This window comes from Kocuria sp. KH4, assembly GCF_053711175.1.
On record NZ_JBSJYX010000025.1, the window covers coordinates 47,466 to 68,156 of the forward strand.

Annotated in this window: 15 protein-coding genes and 2 tRNA genes; 5 read left to right on the forward strand and 12 right to left on the reverse strand. The window is 72.8% G+C overall.

Features of this window, described 5'->3' with window-relative positions; all coding sequences use genetic code 11:
• Nucleotides 1-58: 58 nt before the first annotated feature.
• Both ACWCOM_RS15635 and ileS read right to left on the reverse strand, forming a co-directional pair.
• Nucleotides 59-1,432 (reverse strand): bifunctional folylpolyglutamate synthase/dihydrofolate synthase, encoded by a 1,374-nt coding sequence (locus tag ACWCOM_RS15635; RefSeq protein WP_454549671.1) that lies wholly within the window; start codon nucleotides 1,430-1,432, stop codon nucleotides 59-61.
• The gene (gene ileS / locus ACWCOM_RS15640) at nucleotides 1,429-4,779 is read right to left on the reverse strand and encodes an isoleucine--tRNA ligase (protein ID WP_454549672.1); all 3,351 of its coding nucleotides are present in this window, start codon (nucleotides 4,777-4,779) and stop codon (nucleotides 1,429-1,431) included. The genes ACWCOM_RS15635 and ileS overlap by 4 nt, the downstream gene beginning before the upstream one ends.
• 338 nt (nucleotides 4,780-5,117) lie before the next feature.
• On the opposite strand from ileS, the gene valS reads away from it, so the two are divergent.
• Nucleotides 5,118-7,754, forward strand: coding sequence for a valine--tRNA ligase (valS, locus tag ACWCOM_RS15645; protein ID WP_454549673.1), 2,637 nt, complete (start codon nucleotides 5,118-5,120; stop codon nucleotides 7,752-7,754).
• An 89-nt stretch (nucleotides 7,755-7,843) separates the two neighbouring features.
• Here valS and ACWCOM_RS15650 read toward each other — a convergent pair whose 3' ends face one another.
• The 6 genes from ACWCOM_RS15650 to ACWCOM_RS15675 all read right to left on the reverse strand — a co-directional run bounded on the left by ACWCOM_RS15650 (nucleotide 7,844) and on the right by ACWCOM_RS15675 (nucleotide 13,154).
• Nucleotides 7,844-8,440, reverse strand: a complete 597-nt coding sequence (locus tag ACWCOM_RS15650) for a mycothiol-dependent nitroreductase Rv2466c family protein (protein ID WP_454549674.1) — start codon at nucleotides 8,438-8,440, stop codon at nucleotides 7,844-7,846.
• Nucleotides 8,441-8,507: 67 nt separating this feature from the next.
• Nucleotides 8,508-9,803, reverse strand: coding sequence for an ATP-dependent Clp protease ATP-binding subunit ClpX (clpX, locus tag ACWCOM_RS15655; RefSeq protein ID WP_454549675.1), 1,296 nt, complete (start codon nucleotides 9,801-9,803; stop codon nucleotides 8,508-8,510).
• 143 nt (nucleotides 9,804-9,946) lie between these two features.
• Entirely contained in the window at nucleotides 9,947-10,624 is a 678-nt protein-coding gene (locus ACWCOM_RS15660; RefSeq protein WP_062734533.1) for an ATP-dependent Clp protease proteolytic subunit, read from the reverse strand.
• Between the two features lie 61 nt (nucleotides 10,625-10,685).
• Nucleotides 10,686-11,351 (reverse strand): ATP-dependent Clp protease proteolytic subunit, encoded by a 666-nt coding sequence (locus ACWCOM_RS15665; protein ID WP_454549676.1) that lies wholly within the window; start codon nucleotides 11,349-11,351, stop codon nucleotides 10,686-10,688.
• A 188-nt stretch (nucleotides 11,352-11,539) separates the two neighbouring features.
• Entirely contained in the window at nucleotides 11,540-12,973 is a 1,434-nt protein-coding gene (tig, locus tag ACWCOM_RS15670; RefSeq protein ID WP_454549677.1) for a trigger factor, read from the reverse strand.
• 108 nt (nucleotides 12,974-13,081) lie between these two features.
• A tRNA-Pro gene (locus ACWCOM_RS15675) sits at nucleotides 13,082-13,154 on the reverse strand.
• Between the two features lie 226 nt (nucleotides 13,155-13,380).
• Between ACWCOM_RS15675 and ACWCOM_RS15680 the strand changes: the two genes are divergently transcribed.
• Nucleotides 13,381-13,451 (forward strand) — tRNA-Gly (locus ACWCOM_RS15680).
• A 182-nt stretch (nucleotides 13,452-13,633) separates the two neighbouring features.
• Here the strand turns inward: ACWCOM_RS15680 and ACWCOM_RS15685 are convergent.
• Both ACWCOM_RS15685 and ACWCOM_RS15690 read right to left on the reverse strand, forming a co-directional pair.
• Nucleotides 13,634-14,524: an Fpg/Nei family DNA glycosylase gene (locus ACWCOM_RS15685; protein ID WP_454549678.1), complete on the reverse strand. Its 891-nt coding sequence runs from the start codon at nucleotides 14,522-14,524 to the stop codon at nucleotides 13,634-13,636.
• Nucleotides 14,525-15,046, reverse strand: coding sequence for a ribose-5-phosphate isomerase (locus tag ACWCOM_RS15690; RefSeq protein ID WP_454549679.1), 522 nt, complete (start codon nucleotides 15,044-15,046; stop codon nucleotides 14,525-14,527). It lies immediately after the preceding gene.
• Between the two features lie 215 nt (nucleotides 15,047-15,261).
• Here ACWCOM_RS15690 and pepN point away from each other — a divergent pair, with 215 nt between their 5' ends.
• Together pepN and ACWCOM_RS15700 are read left to right on the forward strand one after the other, a co-directional pair.
• Nucleotides 15,262-17,829, forward strand: a complete 2,568-nt coding sequence (pepN, locus tag ACWCOM_RS15695; RefSeq protein WP_454549680.1) for an aminopeptidase N — start codon at nucleotides 15,262-15,264, stop codon at nucleotides 17,827-17,829.
• A 167-nt stretch (nucleotides 17,830-17,996) separates the two neighbouring features.
• The gene (locus tag ACWCOM_RS15700) at nucleotides 17,997-18,416 is read left to right on the forward strand and encodes a globin (protein WP_454549689.1); all 420 of its coding nucleotides are present in this window, start codon (nucleotides 17,997-17,999) and stop codon (nucleotides 18,414-18,416) included.
• A gap of 21 nt (nucleotides 18,417-18,437) precedes the next feature.
• On the opposite strand, the gene ACWCOM_RS15705 is transcribed toward ACWCOM_RS15700, so the two are convergent.
• Together ACWCOM_RS15705 and ACWCOM_RS15710 are read right to left on the reverse strand one after the other, a co-directional pair.
• Complete coding sequence (locus ACWCOM_RS15705) at nucleotides 18,438-19,106, reverse strand: hypothetical protein (RefSeq protein ID WP_454549681.1); 669 nt, start codon at nucleotides 19,104-19,106, stop codon at nucleotides 18,438-18,440.
• A complete protein-coding gene (locus tag ACWCOM_RS15710) occupies nucleotides 19,103-19,597 on the reverse strand; it encodes an acyl-CoA thioesterase (RefSeq protein ID WP_454549682.1) in 495 nt (164 codons plus the stop codon). The genes ACWCOM_RS15705 and ACWCOM_RS15710 overlap by 4 nt, the downstream gene beginning before the upstream one ends.
• 114 nt (nucleotides 19,598-19,711) lie before the next feature.
• On the opposite strand from ACWCOM_RS15710, the gene ACWCOM_RS15715 reads away from it, so the two are divergent.
• Entirely contained in the window at nucleotides 19,712-20,602 is an 891-nt protein-coding gene (locus ACWCOM_RS15715; RefSeq protein ID WP_454549683.1) for an acyl-CoA thioesterase, read from the forward strand.
• The last annotated feature ends 89 nt before the right edge of the window (nucleotides 20,603-20,691 follow it).

Below are 20,691 nucleotides of genomic sequence, written 5' to 3' on the forward strand. Positions count from 1 at the left end.
GGGTGGGCCGGTGGGTGGGCCGGCGGGGTATCCGGCGGCTGCGGGGCGCGAGGCACGGTCACAGGCCCAGCAGGGTCCGGGCCTCGCCGACCACCGTGATCGAGCCGGTGACGAGCACGGCGCCGTCGAACTCGGGGCGGCCGGCCGCGTCCTGAACGGCCTCGGCCACGGCGTCGTCGAGCGTGCCCACGGCGTGCACCACGTCCTCGGGGAAGCCGAGGTCCACGGCCAGCTCCGCGAGCTCCTGCGGGTCGACGGCCCGCGGCGAGGAGGAGCGGGTGAACCAGAACTCCGTGTGGAACTCCTCGTACTCGTCCAGCAGCACCCGCAGCATCGCCTCGGCGTCCTTCTCGTGGAGCACGCCCACGACCAGGTTGAGCTTGCCGAACGTGAAGGCCTCCTTCAGGGCGGCGGCCGCGGCCGTGAGCCCGTGCGGGTTGTGCGCCGCGTCGAGGAGCACCGGCGGGGCCTTCCGGGCCAGCTCCAGGCGCCCCGGGGACTCCACAGCGCCCAGACCGGCGCGCACCAGCTCGGGGTTGAGCTCCTTCTCCCCACCGCCCAGGAACGCCTCCACGGCCGCCACCGCGGTGGCGGCGTTCTCCGCCTGGTGCACGCCGAACAGCGGCAGCAGCACCTCGGGGTAGCGTCCGGCCAGGCCCTGCAGGGACAGCACCTGCCCGCCGACGGCCGTGGCGCGGGACTCCACGCCGAACTCGACACCGCCGAAGCGGAACGGGATCCCCAGCTCGCGGGCCCGGGCCAGGAGCACCTCGGCGGCCTCCGGGGCCTGCGGGGCGGAGACCAGGAACCCGTGGGGCTTGAGGATCCCGGACTTCTCCGTGGCGATCTCCCCCAGCGTGTCGCCGAGCATGTCGGTGTGGTCCAGGTCGATCGGGGTGACCACGGAGACCGCGGCGTCGGCCACGTTCGTGGCGTCCCAGGAGCCGCCGATGCCGACCTCGAGCACCACCACGTCCACCGGCGCGTCGGCGAACACGGCGAAGCCAAGCGCGGTGACCGTCTCGAAGTAGCTGAGCCGCGGCTCGCCGCGCTCGGCCAGCTCGGCGTCGACGAACCCCAGGTACGGGGCGATCTCGCCGTAGACCCGCACGAACGTGTCGTCGTCGACGGGCTGCCCGTCCACGCTGATCCGCTCGGTGACCCGGGCCAGGTGCGGGCTCGTGTAGCGGCCCACGCGCAGGTCGTGGGCCAGCAGCAGGGCCTCGATCATCCGGGCGGTCGAGGTCTTGCCGTTGGTGCCGGTCAGGTGGATGACCGGGGCGGCGCGCTGGGGCTCGCCGAGCACCTCCATGACCCGGCGCATGGCGTCCAGGCGGGGGGCCATCCGGTTCTCGGGGGCGCGCTCCAGCAGCCGGGCGTAGACCTCCTCGACGGTCGAGGCGTCCCCGGCCTCCGCGAACGGGGCGCTCACGCCTGCACCGTCCCGGCGCCGGTGGTGGCCGGGCTGGTGGGCGCGCCGAGCACGGCGACCTCCACGGAGGGCTCGCCCACCCGCAGCTCGAGCTCGGTGGCCAGCGTCTCCCCGGCCACGAGCGCCCGGTGGGCCTCCAGGGCGGCGACCGTGCGCTCGTCGGCGGTGACCACGGCGCGGATCCGGTCGGAGACCTTCAGATCGGCGTCCTTGCGGGCCTGCTGGACGGCGCGCACCATGTCCCGGGCGGTGCCCTCGGCCTCGAGCTCGGGGGTGAGCTCGGTGTCCAGGACCAGGAAGCCGCCGCCGGGCAGCACGGTCACGGCGCGGGAGCCGGCCGCGGCGTCCTCGGCCACGACCGTCTCCAGCTCGTACTCGCCCTCGTGCAGCGCGACCCCGCCGGCGGTCACGGCGCCGTCCTCGGCCGCGGACCAGTCCCCGGCCTTGGCCGCCCTGATCACCGTCTGCACGCCCTTGCCCAGACGCGGGCCCGCCGCCCGGGCGTTGACCTTCAGCTGCTGGGAGATGCCGAACTGCTCCGGGGAGGCCTGCGCCGCGTCGAGCAGGGTCACCGACTTCAGGTTGAGCTCGTCGGCGACGATGTGCTCGAAGGTGCCCGCGAGCGCGTCGCCGCCGGGGACGACGACGGTCATCCCGGCCAGCGGCTGGCGCACGCGCAGCTTGTGGGCCTTGCGCAGGGCGGAGCCGGCCGAGCAGATGCCGCGGGTGGTCTCCATCCGCTGCACCAGGTCGGTCTCGGCCGGGAACAGCGACGCGTCCGGCCAGTCGGTCAGGTGCACGGAGCGCCCGCCGATGAGCCCGCGCCAGATCTCCTCGGTGACCAGCGGCAGCAGCGGGGCGGCCACCCGGCAGACGGCCTCCAGGCAGGTGTACAGGACGTCGAAGGCGACGGTGTCCTCGTCGAAGAACCGGTCCCGGGAGCGGCGCACGTACCAGTTGGTGAGGGTGTCCATGTAGGCGCGCAGGTGCTCGGCGGCCCCGGAGACGTCGTAGCGGTCGAGGGCCTCCCGGACGTCGGTGACGAGCCGGCCGGTGGCCGCCAGCACGAAGCGGTCCATGACGTTGCCGGACTCGTGGCGGGTGCGCGCCTGGTACCCGGCGCCGCCGTCGGCGGCGTTCGTGTAGAGGCCGAAGAAGTGGTAGACGTTCCACAGCGGCAGCATCATCTGCCGCACCCCGTCGCGGATGCCCTGCTCGGTGACGACCAGGTTGCCGCCGCGCAGGATCGGGCTGGACATCAGGAACCAGCGCATGGCGTCGGCGCCGTCCCGGTCCAGGACCTCGTTGACGTCCGGGTAGTTGCGCAGGGACTTGGACATCTTCTGCCCGTCCGAGCCGAGCACGATGCCGTGGCTGATCACGTTGCGGAACGCGGGCCGGTCGAACAGGGCCGTGGCCAGGATGTGCAGGGTGTAGAACCAGCCGCGGGTCTGGCCGATGTACTCCACGATGAAGTCGCCCGGGTTGTGGGTCTCGAACCACTCCCGGTTCTCCATCGGGTAGTGCACCTGGGCGTAGGGCATGGAGCCGGAGTCGAACCAGACGTCCAGGACCTCGGGCACGCGCCGCATCGTGGAGCGGCCCGTGGGGTCGTCCGGGTTGGGGCGGGTCAGCTCGTCGATCCACGGCCGGTGCAGGTCCACCTCGCCGCGGTCGTTGCGGGGCACCCGGCCGAAGTCGGCCTCCAGCTCGGCGAGGGAGCCGTAGACGTCGCGGCGCGGGTGCTCGGGGTCGTCGGACTCCCAGACCGGGATGGGCGAGCCCCAGTACCGGTTGCGGGAGATCGACCAGTCCCGGGCGTTCTCCAGCCACTTGCCGAACTGGCCGTCCTTGACGTTGTCCGGGATCCAGTTGATCTGCTGGTTGAGCTCGACCATCCGGTCCTTGAGCCGGGTGACCTCCACGAACCAGGAGGACACGGCCCGGTAGATCAGCGGGTTCCGGCAGCGCCAGCAGTGCGGGTAGGGGTGCTCGTAGGTGGCCTGCCGCACCAGCCGGCCCTGGGACCTGAGGTCCCGGACCACCGTGCGCGCCACCTCCTTGTCGAAGACGTTGCGCCCGGCGATTCCGGCCAGCGGCGCGCCCGGGGCGAGCCGCTCGTCGGCGAAGGTCTGGTGGAAGACCCCGGATTCGTCGAGGGAGAGCACCACGGGGATGTCGTAGCGGGCGCAGACGTTCTGGTCGTCCTCGCCGTAGGCCGGGGCCTGGTGGACCAGTCCCGTGCCGTCGGTCGTGGTGACGTAGTCGGCCACGACGAACTGCCAGGACGTGCCCGTGCCGAAGCGCTCGGCGTCGGCGTAGTAGTCCCACAGCCGCCGGTAGCGCAGCCCCTCGAGGTCGGCCCCGCGGTGGCGGGCGGTCACGGCGGCCGCCGCCGCGGCGGCGGGGTCCTCCGCCTCGCCCCAGCCCAGGTCCCCGGCGTAGGCGCCCAGCAGGTCCTCGGCGATCAGGAAGCGGCGCCCCGCGAGCTCCCCGGCCCCGGGGACCACCGCGTAGACGATCTCCGGGCCCACGGCGATCGCCTGGTTGGTCGGCAGCGTCCAGGGCGTGGTGGTCCAGGCGAGGGCCTCCACCCCGGCCAGCTCCGCGGCCAGCTCCGGCCGGACCGCCCAGGAGGCGTCGTCGAGCACGGGGAAGGTGACGGTGACGGTCTGGTCCTGGCGGTCCTGGTAGACGTCGTCGTCCATCCGCAGCTCGTGGTTGGACAGCGGCGTCTCGTCCTTCCAGCAGTAGGGCAGCACGCGGTAGCCGGAGTAGACGAGGCCCTTGTCGTCGAGCGCCTTGAACGCCGCGATCACGGACTCCATGTACTCGGGGTTGAGGGTCTTGTAGTCGTTGTCGAAGTCGACCCAGCGCGCCTGGCGGGTCACGTAGTCCTGCCACTCGGCGGCGTACTTCATCACGGAGGACCGGCAGGCGTCGTTGAACGCCGCGACGCCCATCCGCTCGATCTCCTGCTTGTCCGCCATGCCCAGCTGCTTCATGGCCTCCAGCTCGGCGGGCAGCCCGTGGGTGTCCCAGCCGAAGCGGCGCTCCACCCGGCGGCCCTGCTGGGTCTGGTAGCGGGCCACGAGGTCCTTGACGTAGCCGGTGAGCAGGTGCCCGTAGTGGGGCAGCCCGTTGGCGAAGGGCGGGCCGTCGTAGAAGACGAACTCGTTGGAGCCGTCCCGGCCGGGGTCGCGCTGGTCCACGCTGGCCTGGAAGGTGCGGTCCTGCGCCCAGTAGGCGAGGACCCGCTCCTCCACGGCCGGGAACGCGGGGGCGGCGGGCACGCCGCGGGCGGCGGGGTCGGTGGTCGCCTTGGGGTAGACGGGCTGGTCGGGCACGGGGTCCATCCTCGTTCTGACGTCGGTGCTGCTGGTGCGGGTCAGGGAGCAAGGACGCTGCCGGCCGGTCACCCGGGGCGCAACGCGGTACCACCTCGCTTGCGGTCCGCTCCCCCGGAGGAGGCGCGGGCCGCCGCTCGTTGACTGCTGTGACGGGCTTACCCGTTCGGTTCTACTGGGGGCCCTCCCGCGGCGGGACGGTCCTGTTCTTCCGAAGGCTCCCCGGTGATGGCCGGATCGACGCCGTGATGACTGCCCCCAGCTTAACCCACGCGCGGGCCGGTGCCGAGGCCGGGGCCGCCCCGGGCCGGACCCGGCCTCGTGAGAGACTGGTCGGCATGGCTGACAACACGCAGGGCACAGACACGCCCGCACCGACGACCGTGACCGTTCCCGACAGGCCCGCCCTGGAGGGGCTGGAGCAGACGTACTCGCGGAAGTGGCGCGAGGAGGGCACCTTCGCGTTCGACGAGGACACGACCCGCGAGCAGGTCTACTCGATCGACACTCCCCCGCCGACCGCCTCCGGCTCCCTCCACGTCGGCCACATGTTCTCCTACACGCAGACCGACGTGATCGCCCGCTACCAGCGGATGCGCGGCAAGAACGTGTTCTACCCGCTGGGCTGGGACGACAACGGCCTGCCCACCGAGCGGCGGGTGCAGAACTACTACGGCGTGCGCTGCGACCCCACCCGGCCCTACGTGGAGGGCTACCGCCCGCCGGAGAAGCCCGCGCGGAACCAGCGCGACTGGGACGTGGTCTCGCGCCGGAACTTCATCGAGCTCTGCGAGGAGCTGGCCGTCGAGGACGAGAAGGTCTTCGAGCACCTGTTCTCCACCCTGGGCCTGTCCGTGGACTGGACCCGCACCTACCGCACCATCGACGCCCACTCCCGGGCGGTCTCCCAGCGCGCCTTCCTCGAGGACCTGGCCGCCGGCAACGCCTACCTGGCCGAGGCCCCCACCCTGTGGGACGTCACCTTCCGCACCGCCGTGGCCCAGGCCGAGCTGGAGGACCGCGAGCGGGAGGGCTTCTACCACCGGGTGGCCTTCCACCGCCCCGACGGCGGGGCCGTGCACATCGAGACGACCCGCCCCGAGCTGCTCCCCGCGTGCGTGGCCCTCGTGGCCCACCCGGACGACGAGCGCTACCAGCCGCTGTTCGGCACCACGGTGCGCTCCCCGCTGTTCGACGTCGAGGTCGAGGTCCGGGCGCACCCGCTGGCCAAGCCGGACAAGGGCTCCGGGATCGCGATGATCTGCACCTTCGGCGACCTCACCGACGTCACGTGGTGGCGGGAGCTGGAGCTGCCGACCCGCGCGCTGGTCGGCCGCGACGGCCGCTTCGCGAGCGAGACCCCCGAGTGGATCGCCGCCGGCGCCCCGGCCGAGCGCTACGCCCGGGTGGCCGGGCTGACGGCGTTCTCCGCCCAGCAGGCCGTCGTGGAGATGCTGCGGGAGTCCGGGGACCTGGTGGGCGAGCCGCAGAGGGTCGTGCACCCGGTGAACTTCTACGAGAAGGGCGACAAGCCCCTGGAGGTCGTCACCTCCCGCCAGTGGTACATCCGCAACGGCGGCCGCGACGCCGAGCGCCGCGAGGCGCTGCTCGCGCGGGGCCGGGAGATGGACTGGCACCCCGCGTTCATGCGCTCCCGGTACGAGAACTGGATCGAGGGCCTCAACGGCGACTGGCTGATCTCCCGCCAGCGCTTCTTCGGGGTGCCCTTCCCGGTCTGGTACCGCCTCGACGGCGACGGCAACCCGGACTACGACGCCCCCGTCCTGCCCGCCCACGACCAGCTGCCGGTGGACCCGGCCGCCGAGCCGGCCCCCGGCTTCGACGAGTCCCAGCGGGACCGGCCGCACGGCTTCACCGGCGATCCCGACGTGCTCGACACCTGGGCCACGTCCTCGCTGACCCCGCAGATCGCCACCGGCTGGGGGTTCGACGAGCAGCTGCACGCCAACACCTTCCCGATGGACCTGCGGCCGCAGGGCCACGACATCATCCGCACCTGGCTGTTCTCCACGGTCGTGCGCTCGCAGTCGCTGGCCGGCACGGTGCCGTGGACCGACACCGCGCTCTCCGGGTGGATCCTCGACCCGGACCGCAAGAAGATGTCCAAGTCCAAGGGCAACGTGGTGGTCCCCACCGAGGTGCTCGAGAAGTACGGCGCCGACGCGGTGCGCTACTGGGCCGCCTCGGCCCGCCTGGGCGCGGACACCGCCTACGACGAGGGGCAGATGAAGATCGGCCGCCGGCTGGCGATCAAGCTGCTCAACGCCTCGAAGTTCGTCCTCGCCCAGGGCGTCACGGAGGCGTCCGTGCTCGGCGCCGGGGCCTCCGCCGAGGTGCTGACCGAGCCCCTGGACCGGGCGCTGCTCGAGCAGCTGCGCACGGTCGTGGAGCGCGCCACCCAGGCCTTCGCGGACTACGAGTACGCCCGGGCGCTGCAGCTGACCGAGCAGTTCTTCTGGACGTTCACCGACGACTACGTGGAGCTCGTCAAGGACCGGGCCTACGGGGCCCGCGGGGAGGCGGCGCAGGCCTCTGTGCACGCCGCGCTCGCCACCACCCTCGACGCCCTGCTGCGGCTGTTCGCCCCGGTGCTGCCCTTCGCCACGGAGGAGGTGTGGTCCTGGTGGCGCACCGGGTCCGTGCACCGGGCGGCGTGGCCGGCGGCCGACGCCTTCGCCGCGGCCGTGGAGGGGGCCGACCCGGAGATCCTCACCACCCTGGGCGAGGCGCTGTCCGGGCTGCGCAAGGCCAAGTCCGAGGCCAAGGTCAAGCAGCGCACCGCCGTGCGCTCGGCCACCATCAGCGCCTCCGCCGAGGACGTGGCCCGGCTCGAGGCGGGCCTGGACGACCTGCGGGCCGCCGGCAACGCCGCGGCGCTGACCCTCGTGGCCGGGGACGAGGGCCTCGGCGTGCGCGACGTCGAGCTGGCCCCCGCCGAGGAGCCGGCGCGGTAGCCGGCGGTTCCCCGGGCACGAGGACGCCCCCCGCGGCCGGCCGCGGGGGGCGTCCTCGTGCCCGGTGCGAGGCACCTGGGAACGGTCGGTCAGGAGAAGTCGGGGCCCTGCTCCCGCCCGCGCTTGAGCTCGTAGAACCCCGGGTAGGAGGCCAGGGTCAGGGCGGCGTCCCAGATCCGCGCGGCCTCCTCGCCCTTCGGCGCGGGGGTGAAGACGGGGCCGAAGAACCCGGTGCCGTTGACGGCGATGCAGGGGGTGCCGATGTCACGGCCGGCCACCGCCTGGGCGGCCTCCGTGGAGGCCCGCAGGGCGTCGTCGTGCTCCGTGGAGTCCTTGGCCGCCGCGAGCTCGGCCGGCAGCCCGACCTCCGCGAGGGACTCGGCGATGATCTGCTCCAGGTCCTCCATGCCGCCGGGGTGGCGGCGGGTGCCCATCGCGTCGTAGAGCTTCTTGCGCTGCTCGTCGCCGTGGGCGCTGGCCGCGGCCTCGACCACGCGCACCAGCCACATCGACTCGTCGCTGCCGTGGTGGTGGTTGTCCGCGTTGTCCTCGTTGAGGATCCCGAGCGAGATGATCCGCCACGTGACCTCGACGTCGCGGCGGGACTGCACCTCCTCCATCCAGCGGGAGGTCATCCAGGCCCAGGGGCACAGGGGATCGAACCAGAAATCGACCTTGTCCGTCATCAGCTTCCTCTCCTCGCGGGTGCGCCCGCCGGGACCGGCGGGCGCCTCACGCAGTACAAGCCACGGCTCAGGCGGTTTTGTTCCGGTTCTGCTCCTCGCGGATCATCTCGTGCGTGATGACCTCCGGCTCGGCCTCCTTGGCCACGGCCTCCGCGGTGACGAGCACCGCGGCGATGTCGTCCCGGCTGGGCAGCTCGAACATCACCGGCTGCAGGACGTCCTCGAGGATGGCGCGCAGCCCGCGGGCGCCGGTGCCCCGCTGGATCGCGAGCTCGGCGACGGCCGTGAGGGCCTCCGGGTCGAATGTCAGCTCGACGCCGTCGAGCTGGAACATCTTGCGGTACTGCTTCACCAGGGCGTTGCGCGGCTCGGTGAGGATCCGGGTGAGGTCGGCGACGGTGAGCTCCCGCAGGGTCGTCACGACGGGCAGCCGGCCGATGAGCTCCGGGATGAGGCCGAACTTCAGCAGGTCCTCGGGCATGACGTCGGCCATCACGTCCCGGCGCGGGCCGCTCTCCCGCAGCGCGGCGCCGAAGCCGATGCTGGTGTGCCCGGCCCGGGAGTCCACGATGTCCTCCAGGCCGGCGAAGGCGCCGGCCACGATGAACAGCACGTTCGTGGTGTCGATCTGGATGAACTCCTGCTGGGGGTGCTTGCGCCCGCCCTGCGGCGGCACGGAGGCCACGGTGCCCTCGAGGATCTTCAGCAGCGCCTGCTGCACGCCCTCCCCGGAGACGTCGCGGGTGATGGAGGGGTTCTCGGACTTGCGGGAGATCTTGTCGATCTCGTCGATGTAGATGATGCCCGTCTCGGCCCGCTTGACGTCGTAGTCCGCGGCCTGGATGAGCTTGAGCAGGATGTTCTCCACGTCCTCGCCCACGTAGCCGGCCTCGGTCAGGGAGGTGGCGTCGGCGACCGCGAAGGGGACGTCGAGCCGGCGGGCCAGCGACTGCGCCAGGTAGGTCTTGCCGGAGCCGGTGGGACCGACGAGCAGGATGTTGGACTTGGCGATCTCCACGTCCTCGTCGCCGGCCGCGGTGGCCAGGGACAGGGGCTTGCCGTTCTCCCCGGCGCGGACCCGCTTGTAGTGGTTGTACACCGCCACGGACAGCGCCCGCTTGGCGGTCTCCTGCCCGATCACGTACTGGTGCAGGTGCTGGTAGATCTCGTGGGGCGTGGGGAGCTCCTGCTGCTCGAGGTCCTTGACCTCGCTGAGCTCCTCCTCGATGATCTCGTTGCACAGCTCGATGCACTCGTCGCAGATGTAGACGCGTGGGCCCGCGATGAGCTTGCGGACCTGCTTCTGGCTCTTGCCGCAGAAGGAGCACTTGAGCAGATCCGCGGTCTCGCCGATGCGCGCCATGAATCAGTCCTCTGGTCGGGTACGGGAATCCTCGTCCAGGATAGGCGAGGACCGGGGTCCGCCCCAACACCGGGACGCCCCGGTGCGCCGCGACCGGTGAGGGTCGCGGTGCACCGGGGCTGCGGCGGGACGGGTGCCGCGGGTCAGACGGTGACGGTGGCGGGCTTGTGGATCTTGCGGGACTCCAGGACGTGGTCCACGATCCCGTACTCCTTGGCGGCGGCCGCGGTGAGGATCTTGTCGCGCTCGATGTCGCGGTTGACCTCCTCGGCGGTCTTGCCGGAGTGCAGGGCCAGGGTCTCCTCGAGCCACTCGCGCATCCGCATGATCTCGTTGGCCTGGATCTCGATGTCGGAGGCCTGCCCGCCGCCCTGGCCGGACATCGCCGGCTGGTGGATCAGCACGCGGGCGTTGGGCAGCGCCAGGCGCTTGCCCGGGGTGCCGCCGGCCAGCAGCACGGCGGCCGCGGAGGCCGCCTGCCCCAGGCACACGGTCTGGATCTCCGGGCGGATGAACTGCATGGTGTCGTAGATCGCGGTCATCGCGGTGAACGACCCGCCCGGGGAGTTGATGTACATGGTGATGTCCCGGTCGGCGTCCTGCGCCTCGAGCACCAGCAGCTGGGCCATGACGTCGTCGGCCGAGGCGTCGTCGACCTGCACGCCCAGGAAGATGATCCGGTCCTCGAACAGCTTGGTGTAGGGGTTCTGCCGGCGGTACCCGTAGGGGGTGCGCTCCTCGAAGTCGGGGAGCACGTAGCGGCTGGTGGGCAGGGCGGCCGCGGAACCGGCCGTGGACGAAGGTCCGTAGGTGTAGGTCATCGTTGAGATCCTCGAGAGTCTGGAGTGCTTGCCGGGTCGTGGGGGCGGGACCGCCGAGGTCCTACTCCTGGTCCTTCATGGTCCCGCCGCCGCCGGTCATGGCCCCGGCCGAGCTGGCGATGCGGTCGAAGAAGCCGTAGTCCAGGGCGCGCTGGGCGTCGAACCAGTTGTCCCGGTCGTTGTCGCGCAGGATGGTCTCCAGGGTCTGGCCGGTCTGCTCGGCGGTGAGCTCCGCCAGACGCTGCTTCATCGAGAGGATGAGCTCGGCCTGCACCCGGATGTCGGAGGCGGTGCCGCCCATGCCGCCGGAGGGCTGGTGCATCAGGATCCGGGCGTTGGGGGTCGCGTAGCGCTTGCCCTTGGTGCCGGAGGAGAGCAGGAACTGGCCCATCGAGGCCGCCAGGCCGGTGGCCACGGTCACCACGTCGTTCGGGATCAGCTGCATGGTGTCGTAGATTGCCATGCCCGCGGTGACGGAGCCGCCCGGGGAGTTGATGTACAGGAAGATGTCGGCCTGCGGGTCCTCGGCCGAGAGCAGCAGCATCTGGGAGCAGATGAGGTTGGCGTTGTCGTCGCGCACCTCGGAGCCCAGCCAGATGATGCGCTCCTTGAGCAGCCGGTTGTAGACGTAGTCGTCCTGGCCGCCCATGGGGGCGCCGCCCTGCAGACGCGGGCCGGTGGAGGTTGCGTGGGTCGAGCCGAACGGCGACTCGTGAGCGGAGGTCATGGAACAGTGCCTCTTTCGTCCGTGTGGTCCGGTGATCTGAGGGAAACACTAGTGCCCGCCCCGGGCCGGGACGGGCCGGCGCCGGGGTTGTTCGCTGATGGCGCATGGTCGCCGCGACGGACCCGCCGACGACGGAGGCGCCGCCGTTCCCGGGGAACGGCGGCGCCTCCGGTGCGGGGCTCAGGACCTCACTTGGCGGAGTCCGCGGAGTCCGCCGACTCGGCCGACTCCGGGGACTCGGGCGAGTCCGCCGACTCCTCGTCGGCACCGGGGGTCGGGGCGGCGGTGGTCTCCTCGGGGACGACCTCCTCGGTCTCCTCGGAAGCCTGCTCCTCGCCCTGCGGGCGGACGAACTCGGTGAGGTCCACCGCGTTGCCCTCGGTGTCGGTGACCGTGGCGTACTCCAGGACCTTGGCCAGGGCCTTGCGGCGGCGCACCTCGCCCACCATCAGCCCGGCCTGGCCGGAGGAGTCCAGCAGCTGCGCGAACTGGTTCGGGTCCATGCCGTACTGCTGGGACATGTTGACGATGTAGTCGATCAGCTCGGACTGCTCCACGCCGATCTCCTCGGCCTCGGCGACCGCGTCCAGCACGACCTCGTTGCGGAAGGCGTCCTCGGCGTTCTTGCGGACCTCGTCCCGGTGCTCCGGGGAGTCGTGGTCGGCCTCGGCCTGCGGGTTGTCGAAGTGCTGGGCGATCTGCTCGTCGATCACGGCCTGCGGCACGGGGATCTCCACCAGCGAGAGCAGCTTCTCCAGGACCTTGTCGCGGGCCTCGATGCCCTGCTCGACGACGGTGCCCTCGGCGGCCTGCTTCTTCAGGTCCTCCTTGAGCTCCTCGATGGTGTCGAACTCGGAGGCCAGCTGGGCGAACTCGTCGTCGGCCTCGGGCAGCTCGCGCTCCTTGACGGCGGTGACCGCGACCTTGACGGTCGCGTCCTCGCCGCTGTGCTCGCCGCCGGCGAGCTTCGTCTCGAAGGTGGCGTCCTCCCCGGCGGACAGGCCGGTGATGGCCTCGTCCATGCCCTCGAGCATGGTGCCGGCGCCCACCTGGTAGGACAGGTCGTTGGCGGCGTCGACCTCCTCGCCGTCGACCAGGGCCTGCAGGTCGAGGGTGACGAAGTCGCCCTCGGCGGCCGGGCGGTCCACGGTCTTGAGGGTGCCGAAGCGCCCGCGCAGCTCGTCGAGGGCCTTCTGCTCGTCCTCGGCGGAGGCCTCGCGGGCGTCCACCTCGACCTCGAGGCCCTTGTAGTCGGGCAGCTCGATCTCGGGGCGCACGGCCACGTCGATCTCGACCTTGGTGTCGGCCTCACGGTTCGTCTCGTCCGGCTTGGCGACGACCTCGACCTGCGGCTGGGTCAGGGGGGTGATCCCGTTCTCGGCCAGGGCCTGCTGGAAGAAGGTGTTCAGGCCCTCGTTGAGCGCGTTCTCGACGACGAAGTCGAAGCCCACGCGCTGCTCGATCAGCCGCGCCGGGACCTTGCCGCGGCGGAAGCCGGGGACCTGGATCTGGTTCCCGAGCGACTTGTAGGTCTCGTCGAGGAACGGCTTGAGTTCCGCGAACGGGACGTCCACGACGATCTTGACCTGGGTCGGGTTGAGTTTCTCGACGGCGCTCTTCACTTCCGCTGCACTCCTGAGTGGTAGGTCGGGTGGGTGTTCTGGGGCCGTGCACCGGCCCGGGACAGTCGGAAAGGCGGCTGCCCGGTGGGCCGGGCAGCCGCTCCAACGTCGGGGCGACAGGACTCGAACCTGCGATCTCCTGCTCCCAAAGCAGGCGCGCTAGCCACTACGCTACGCCCCGGTACCTGCAGCCTCGGCTGCAACGACTGCGGTCCGGTGCTCGGGCACGGACCACCGGCGAGTCTACCGGCTGGGCGGACGGGCCCGCACCTCGGCCCGCCGCAGCCGTCCGCGGCCGGTCCCCGAGGGGCTCCCCCGGCCCGGACCGGCGCACGGGAGGCCGGGCGGGGATTTGACACCGCACGCGCCGGGCCGGTTAATGGAGAGGCCCGCGACGAGCGGGCTCCGGGGATGTAGCTCAATGGTAGAGCCTCAGTCTTCCAAACTGATTACGCGGGTTCGATTCCCGTCATCCCCTCCCCGTGCCCGAACGCCCCGGTCCTGCTGGACCGGGGCGTTCGTCGTTCCCGCGACGCAGCCCGTGCTCCTGCAGGACGGCGAGCATGGCCGTCGGGGCGTGCCCGTAGGTGCGGCAGTGCGTCCCGGCGGCGCGGAGGCCGAGCTTCTCCGGGGCGGCCAGGTCCGCGGGGCCCCTCGCGGTCAGCGCTGGCAGGTGGGGCACCAGTAGAGCGTGCGCCCCTCCAGCTCCCCCGCCGCCACGGCCGTCCCGCACCGGCGGCACGGCAGGCCCTGGCGCTTGTAGACGAGGTGGGCGTGCCCGGGCCACGCCTGCGCCTCCGGGACCCCCGGGCGGTCCGCGGCGTCGGTCGTCAGGATCCGGCCCAGCCGCACGCCCGTGCGCATGAGGGCCGCGTTCTCCGCCCACAGCTCCAGCAGCGCCGGCTCGCCGAGGGCGCGCCCCGGCGTCATCGGGTCCAGTCCCCGGCGGAACAGGGACTCCGCCCGGAAGATGTTGCCCACCCCGGCCACGACGGCCTGGTCCATGAGCAGCGCGCCCACCGGGCGGCGGCTGCGCCGCACGGCGGCCACGAAGGGCGCGGGGTCCGCGTGCGGGTCGAGCGGGTCCGGGCCCAGCCGCGCCCGGGCCGCCTCGGCCTCGGCGGAGCTCTCCAGCACGCACAGCGTCGGCCCGCGCAGATCGGCCCAGCCCTCGTCCCCGACCAGCCGCACGCGCACCGCCCCCACGGGCGCCGGCGGCAGCAGCGGACCGGCGGGGGCGGCGTCGTCGTCGGGCGCCTCCCGCTCGCCGATCCGCCGCGGCGCCCCGATGGAGGAGGCCCCGCGGAACCGCTCGGTGCCGCCGAAGCTCCACGCCCCGTACAGGCCCAGGTGCGAGCGCAGCACCCGGTCCCCTGTGAAGTCGAGGAACAGCTGCTTGCCGTGGGCGCGCGCGCCCTCCAGGACGGCGCCGTCGAGGGCCGCGGCCCCCGGCGCGAATCGGCCCTGCGGGGAGCTCACGGCCAGGGCCTGGCCCACGAAGCAGTCGGCGAACTGACGGGCGAGGCGGTGGATCGAGTGCCCCTCCGGCACTCAGGCCTCCGGGGCGGCGGGGAACTCCCGCGGGCGCAGCTGCTCGAGCCGGCCCGCCACGGTGCCCGCGGCCTCGTACTCGGCGATCTGGCCGATCCGCCGCACGTGGCGCTCGTCGCCGGAGAAGGGCTCCGCGAGGAACGCCCGGACGATCGCCAGGGCCTCCTCCCGGGGGTGCTGGCGCCCGCCGACGGCCACGACCTGGGCGTCGTTGTGCTGGCGGGCCAGCCGGGCGGTGTCCAGGTTCCAGGCGAGGGCGGCGCGGATCCCGGGGACCTTGTTCGCGGCGATCTGCTCCCCGTTGCCGGACCCGCCCAGGACGATGCCCAGGGAGTCCAGGCCCGCCTCCCGGTCCTCGCGCACGGCGCGCGCGGCGCTGATGCAGAACGCGGGGTAGTCGTCGAGGGCGTCGTAGTCGGCGGGCCCGTGGTCGACGAGGTCGTAGCCGGCGGCGACGAGCTCCTCGACCAGGTAGCGGGAGAGGTCCAGTCCGGCGTGGTCGGTGGCGATGTGGACGCGCATGGGCGGGGTGCTCCTGGGGTTCGCGGGAACGGGGCGGGATCGTGGCGGGGGCCGCGGGCGCGGACCAGCCGCCCACCAGCGTAGTGGCTGGCGCGCCGGGCGGGCCCCGGGACGTCCTTCCGCGGGGCGGGTGACCCGGCTGACATAATGGACGGAATCCCTGCGGCCCGCCGGCCGTGGGCGCCCCCTGCCCCCGACGAGAGGACGGCACCGAAGTGCCCGGAACCAACCTGACCCGCCAGGAGGCGGCCACGCGGGCCGAGACCGTCGCCGTGGACGCCTACGAGGTGGTCCTGGACCTCACCCGCGGCGAGCGCCTCTTCCGCTCGACGACCACCGTGCGCTTCCGCGCCGTCCCGGGCGCCTCGACGTTCATCGACGCGATCACCGACACGGTGCACTCCGTGGTGCTCAACGGCAGGGCGCTCGACCCCGCGGAGGTCTCCGACGGGGTGCGGATCCAGCTGCCGGGCCTGCAGGACGAGAACGTCCTGACGGTCGCGGCGGACTGCCGCTACATGAACACCGGCGAGGGCCTGCACCGGTTCGTGGACCCGGTCGACGACGAGGTCTACCTCTACACCCAGTTCGAGGTGGCGGACACCCGCCGGATGTTCGCCGTGTTCGAGCAGCCGGACCTCAAGGCGCGCTTCGCGTTCACGGTCACGGCCCCCGCGCACTGGACGGTGGTCTCCACCCAGCCCACCCCGGAGCCCGTGCCGGCCGGCCCGGGCACCGCCACGTGGTCCTTCTCCCCCACCCCCGTGGTGCCCTGCTACGTCACGGCCCTCATCGCCGGCCCCTACGCCTCCGTGCACGACGAGCTCGTCAGCGCCGACGGGCGCACGGTGCCGCTGGGGCTGTACGCCCGGCGCTCGCTCATGGAGCACGTCGAGGCGGAGGAGATGTTCGGCATCACCAAGCGGGGCTTCGAGTTCTTCGAGGCGCAGTTCGGGATGCCCTACCCCTTCGAGAAGTACGACCAGCTCTTCGTCCCGCAGTTCAACGCCGGGGCCATGGAGAACGCCGGAGCGGTGACCTTCGTGGAGCTCTACGTGTTCCGCTCCCGGCCCACGCAGGCGCGCGTGGAGCGGCGGGCGATCACGATCCTGCACGAGCTGGCCCACATGTGGTTCGGGGACTTCGTGACCATGCGCTGGTGGAACGACCTGTGGCTCAACGAGTCCTTCGCGGAGTTCATGTCCACCCTCGCCGCGGCGGAGAACACCCGCTACACGGACGCGTGGACGACCTTCGCCGCCGGGGAGAAGTCCTGGGGCTACGAGCAGGACCAGCTGCCCACCACGCACCCCATCAAGGCCGAGATCCGCGACCTCGAGGACGTGTTGGTCAACTTCGACGGCATCACCTACGCCAAGGGCGCCTCGGTGCTCAAGCAGCTGGTCGCGTGGGTGGGCCAGGAGCAGTTCATGGCCGGGCTGAACCGGTACTTCCGGGAGCACGCGTGGGGCAACACCGAGCTGCGGGACCTCATGGTGCGGCTCGAGGAGGCCAGCGGCCGCGATCTCGAGCAGTGGTCGGCCAAGTGGCTCGAGACCGCCGGGGTGAACACCCTCACCCCGGTGCTCGAGACCGACGAGGACGGGGTGATCCGCTCCTTCCGGATCGAGCAGACCGCCCCCGAGGAGCACCCCACGCTCCGCCCGCACCGGCTGGCGGTCGGGTTCTACGACCACGACGGCGAGCAGGGCAAGCTCGTGCGCACCCACCGGGTGGAGCTCGACGTCGACGGGCCCGTCACCGAGGTGCCCGACCTGGTCGGCCGGGAGCTGCCGGACCTGGTGCTGCTCAACGACGACGACCTCGCCTACGCGAAGATCCGCCTCGACGAGTGCTCCCTGGACACCGCGCTCACGCACCTGAAGAACTTCGAGCGGACCCTGCCCCGGGCGCTCGTCCAGGCGTCCGTGTGGGACGGCGTGCACGACGGGGAGACCCCGGCCCGCCGCTACGTGGAGCTCGTGCTGGGCAACATCGCCCACGAGACGGACTCCACCGGCATCCAGGTGCAGCTGCGCCAGCTGGAGACGGTGCTGGAGGGCTACGTGGCCGAACCGGTGCGCGAGGCCGTGCAGCACGACGCCGCCGACCGGCTGTGGCGGCTCACCGAGGAGGCCGGGGCCGGGTCGGACCAGCAGCTGCAGTTCCTCAAGGCCTTCGCCCGGCACGCCCGCACCACCGCCCAGCTCGACGTCCTCGAGCAGCTGCTCGACGGGCGCCGGTCCCTGGCGGGCCTGGCCCTGGACACCGACCTGCGCTGGGCCGTGCTCACCGCCCTGTGCGCCGGCGGGCGCCTGGGCGAGGAGGCGGTGGACACGATGCTCGCCGAGGACAACACCGAGAACGGCGCCATCGCCGCGGCCCGCGCCCGCGCCGCGGTCCCCACGGCCGAGGCCAAGGCCCGGGCGTGGGCGCAGATCATGGTCGAGGGCTCGCTGCCCAACTCCATCCAGGAGGCGGCGATCGACGGGTTCCGCACGGCCGCCGACCCGGCCCTGCTCGAGCCCTACGCGGAGCGGTACTTCGCGGCGATCCCCGAGCTTTGGCGCACCCGCACCCACGAGCTCGCCCAGCAGATCGCCGTGGGGATGTACCCGAACATCCCCGCGCAGCGGACCGTCGACGCCACGGACGCGTTCCTCGCGGACCTGCCCGAGGACCTGCACGGGCTGCGCCGGCTGGTGCTCGAGCAGCGCGACGCCACCGCCCGTGCGGTGCGCGGCCAGGCCGTGGACGCCCGGTTCGAGGTGGCGCGGGCATGAGCGACGAGCAGACGCCGCGCGGGCCGGCCCCCGGGGCGGTCCCCGAGCCCGGACGTGCACCCGGTCGTGAGCCCGGCGGCGTCCCGCGCACGGACCCCGCGGCCGCGGCCCCGCCCGGGTCCCGGTCCTTCGCGGTGGGGGCGCCGCTGTCCCAGCTGCGCCGGCCCGTGCCGCAGGTCGGGGACGACCGGCAGGAGGCGGAGGCGGGCACGTCGGCGTCGTTCTACGAGCAGGTCGGCGGGCACGAGACGTTCGTGCGGCTCGTGCACGAGTTCTACGCCCGGGTGGCCGAGGACGAGCGGTTCCGGGCGCTGTACCCGGAGGACGACCTCGGCCCCGCCGAGGAGCGGCTGCGGATGTTCCTCGAGCAGTACTGGGGCGGGCCCACCACCTACTCCGAGCAGCGGGGGCACCCGCGGCTGCGGATGCGGCACATGCCGTTCCCCGTGGACGTGTGGGCCCGGGAGACGTGGCTGAAGCACATGCGCGCGGCCCTGGACACCCTGCAGCTCTCGCCGCTGCACGACGGGATCATCTGGGACTACTTCGACCGCGCCGCCCACGCCATGATCAACCGCCAGGGCTGAGCCCGGGCCCGCCCCGGCGGTTCAGCGCTTGGTGAGCACGTGGCCGCCGGGGGTGCTCAGGCGCACCCAGCGGCCGTTCTCGGCCACGGCGACCTCCGCGCCGGGGCGGAGGAAGCCCAGCGAGTACGCCGCGAACGCCGCCCCGTCCGGCACCGGGGCGCCGCCCAGGCGCCCGCCGAGGGCGTCGGCCCAGCCCGACGAGCGGCCCCAGACCTGCGAGCGCACGGTGTCCACGACGGCGGCGCCCGCGTCCGTGGGCACCGTCCGGGCGACCTCGGCGATCCCGGCCCGGGCCGTCTCGCGCAGGGCGTCACCGGCCACCGCGCCCACCGGCGTCCACCCGCTCAGCGGCGGGGCGATGCCCGCCCAGGAGACGGCGGCGTCCACCGGCGGCAGCCCCACCTCGGCCTGCTCCTGGTCCTGCCGGGGCATCCGGTCGAGCACCCCGCCGAGCGGGACCGTGACGTCCAGCTCGTGCGCGCGGGCCAGGGCGGCGGTGCGCAGCCCCAGCACCGTGGGCGTGCGGTCCAGCAGGCCGTGGGGCTCCAGCACGCACACGTAGGCGCCCACGGCGCGCCCGCGCGCCTGGAAGCGCACCGCGCCCTGCGGGTCGACCCCGCGGGCGCGGGTCAGGAAGGTCCGCAGGTCCGCGACGTCGCGCGGGTCGGTCAGCGGCAGGGAACGGCTCATCGGGCTCGGGCCCCGGCGGGAGCCGGCCGGCGGGCGAACCGGGTGGGGGCGTCCACCCACTGCTCGAGCAGCCCCCGCTGCGTGCCGTCCAGGCGGACCGGCCGCCCGGTGCCCCGGTCGATCTGCACGACGGCGGTCTGCGCCACGGCGTAGACGCGTGAGCCGTCCTCCTCCTGCACGGCGTAGTCCAGCACGAAGCTGGACCCGCCCACGGAGGAGACCCCCACCCGCACGAACACCGGCTCCGGCCGGTACAGCAGCTGCTCCGTGTACTCGATCTCCTGGCGCCCGATCACGGTCTGCCGCTCCCCCAGCAGGGACCGGAACGAGGCGCCTTCCGGGATCCCCGCCGCGGCGTCCGCAGGCAGCGCGCGGGACATGAGCCGGACGCGGGCGTCCTCCAGGTACTGCAGCATGGTGACGTTGTTGACGTGACCGTAGCTGTCGATGTCGCCGAAGCGCATCTGGATGGGGATCAGCAGGGAAGACATGCTCCCATCCCATCACACCCGGCGCCCGCCGGAGGCCCACCACGGCAGCGCACCGCCGGGGCGCGCCCCGGTCCGCGGCGGGACGGAGCGAGGGCCTTGGCTAGAGTGAGGCCCATGACCTACAGCCCCATCCCGGACCCCACGCAGGCCCTGCTCGACATGCTGGACCTCGCCGACGGCGGCGGCGCCCGCACCCTCGAGGACATCTACGTGGGCCACTCCGCCTCCCCCGCCCGCGGCCGGGTCTACGGCGGGCAGGTCCTGGCCCAGGCCGCCACCGCCGCCATGCGCACGGTGGAGCCGGAACGGATCATCCACTCCCTGCACGCCTACTTCCTGCGCGCCGGGGACGTGTCGCAGCCCATCACCTTCGGGGTGGAACGGATCCGCGACGGCCGCTCGTTCTCCGCCCGCCGGGTGCACGCGTACCAGGACGGCCGCGCCATCCTCTCCGCCATCGCCTCCTTCCAGGTCCCCGCCCCGGGGCTGGACCACCAGGACGAGTCGCCGCGCCACCTCCCCGACCCCGAGTCGCTGCCCAGCGCCGTCGAGCTGCTGGGCCACATCGACGCCCCGGAGGCGCAGGCCATCGCCTACGAACGGCCCTTCGACATGCGCTACATCACCGAGCCCATCTACTTCCAGCCGGACTCCCGCGGCGAGCCGTTCAACGCGGTGTGGATCAAGACGCTCAAGCCGCTGCCCGACGACCCGGACGTGCACCGCGCGGCCCTGGCCTACGCCAGCGACTACACCCTGCTCGAGCCGATCCTGCGGCTGCACGGGAAGACCTGGATCGAGCCCGGCATGAACATCGCCTCCCTGGACCACGCCATGTGGTGGCACCGCGAGGCCCGCGCCGACGAGTGGCTCCTCTACGTGCAGTCCTCCCCCAACGCCTCCTCGGCGCGCGGGCTGGGCGTGGGACGGATGTTCACCCGGGACGGCCGGCTCGTGGCCACCACCGCCCAGGAGGGCATGATGCGGTTCCCGGAGTTCGCCTAGCTCTCCCGTCCTCGGCGCGATCGCGGCGCCGGCCGCGCCGAGGACGCCGATGCGGCACGGCCGCGGATGCGGCGCAGGGGCCCGGGGGG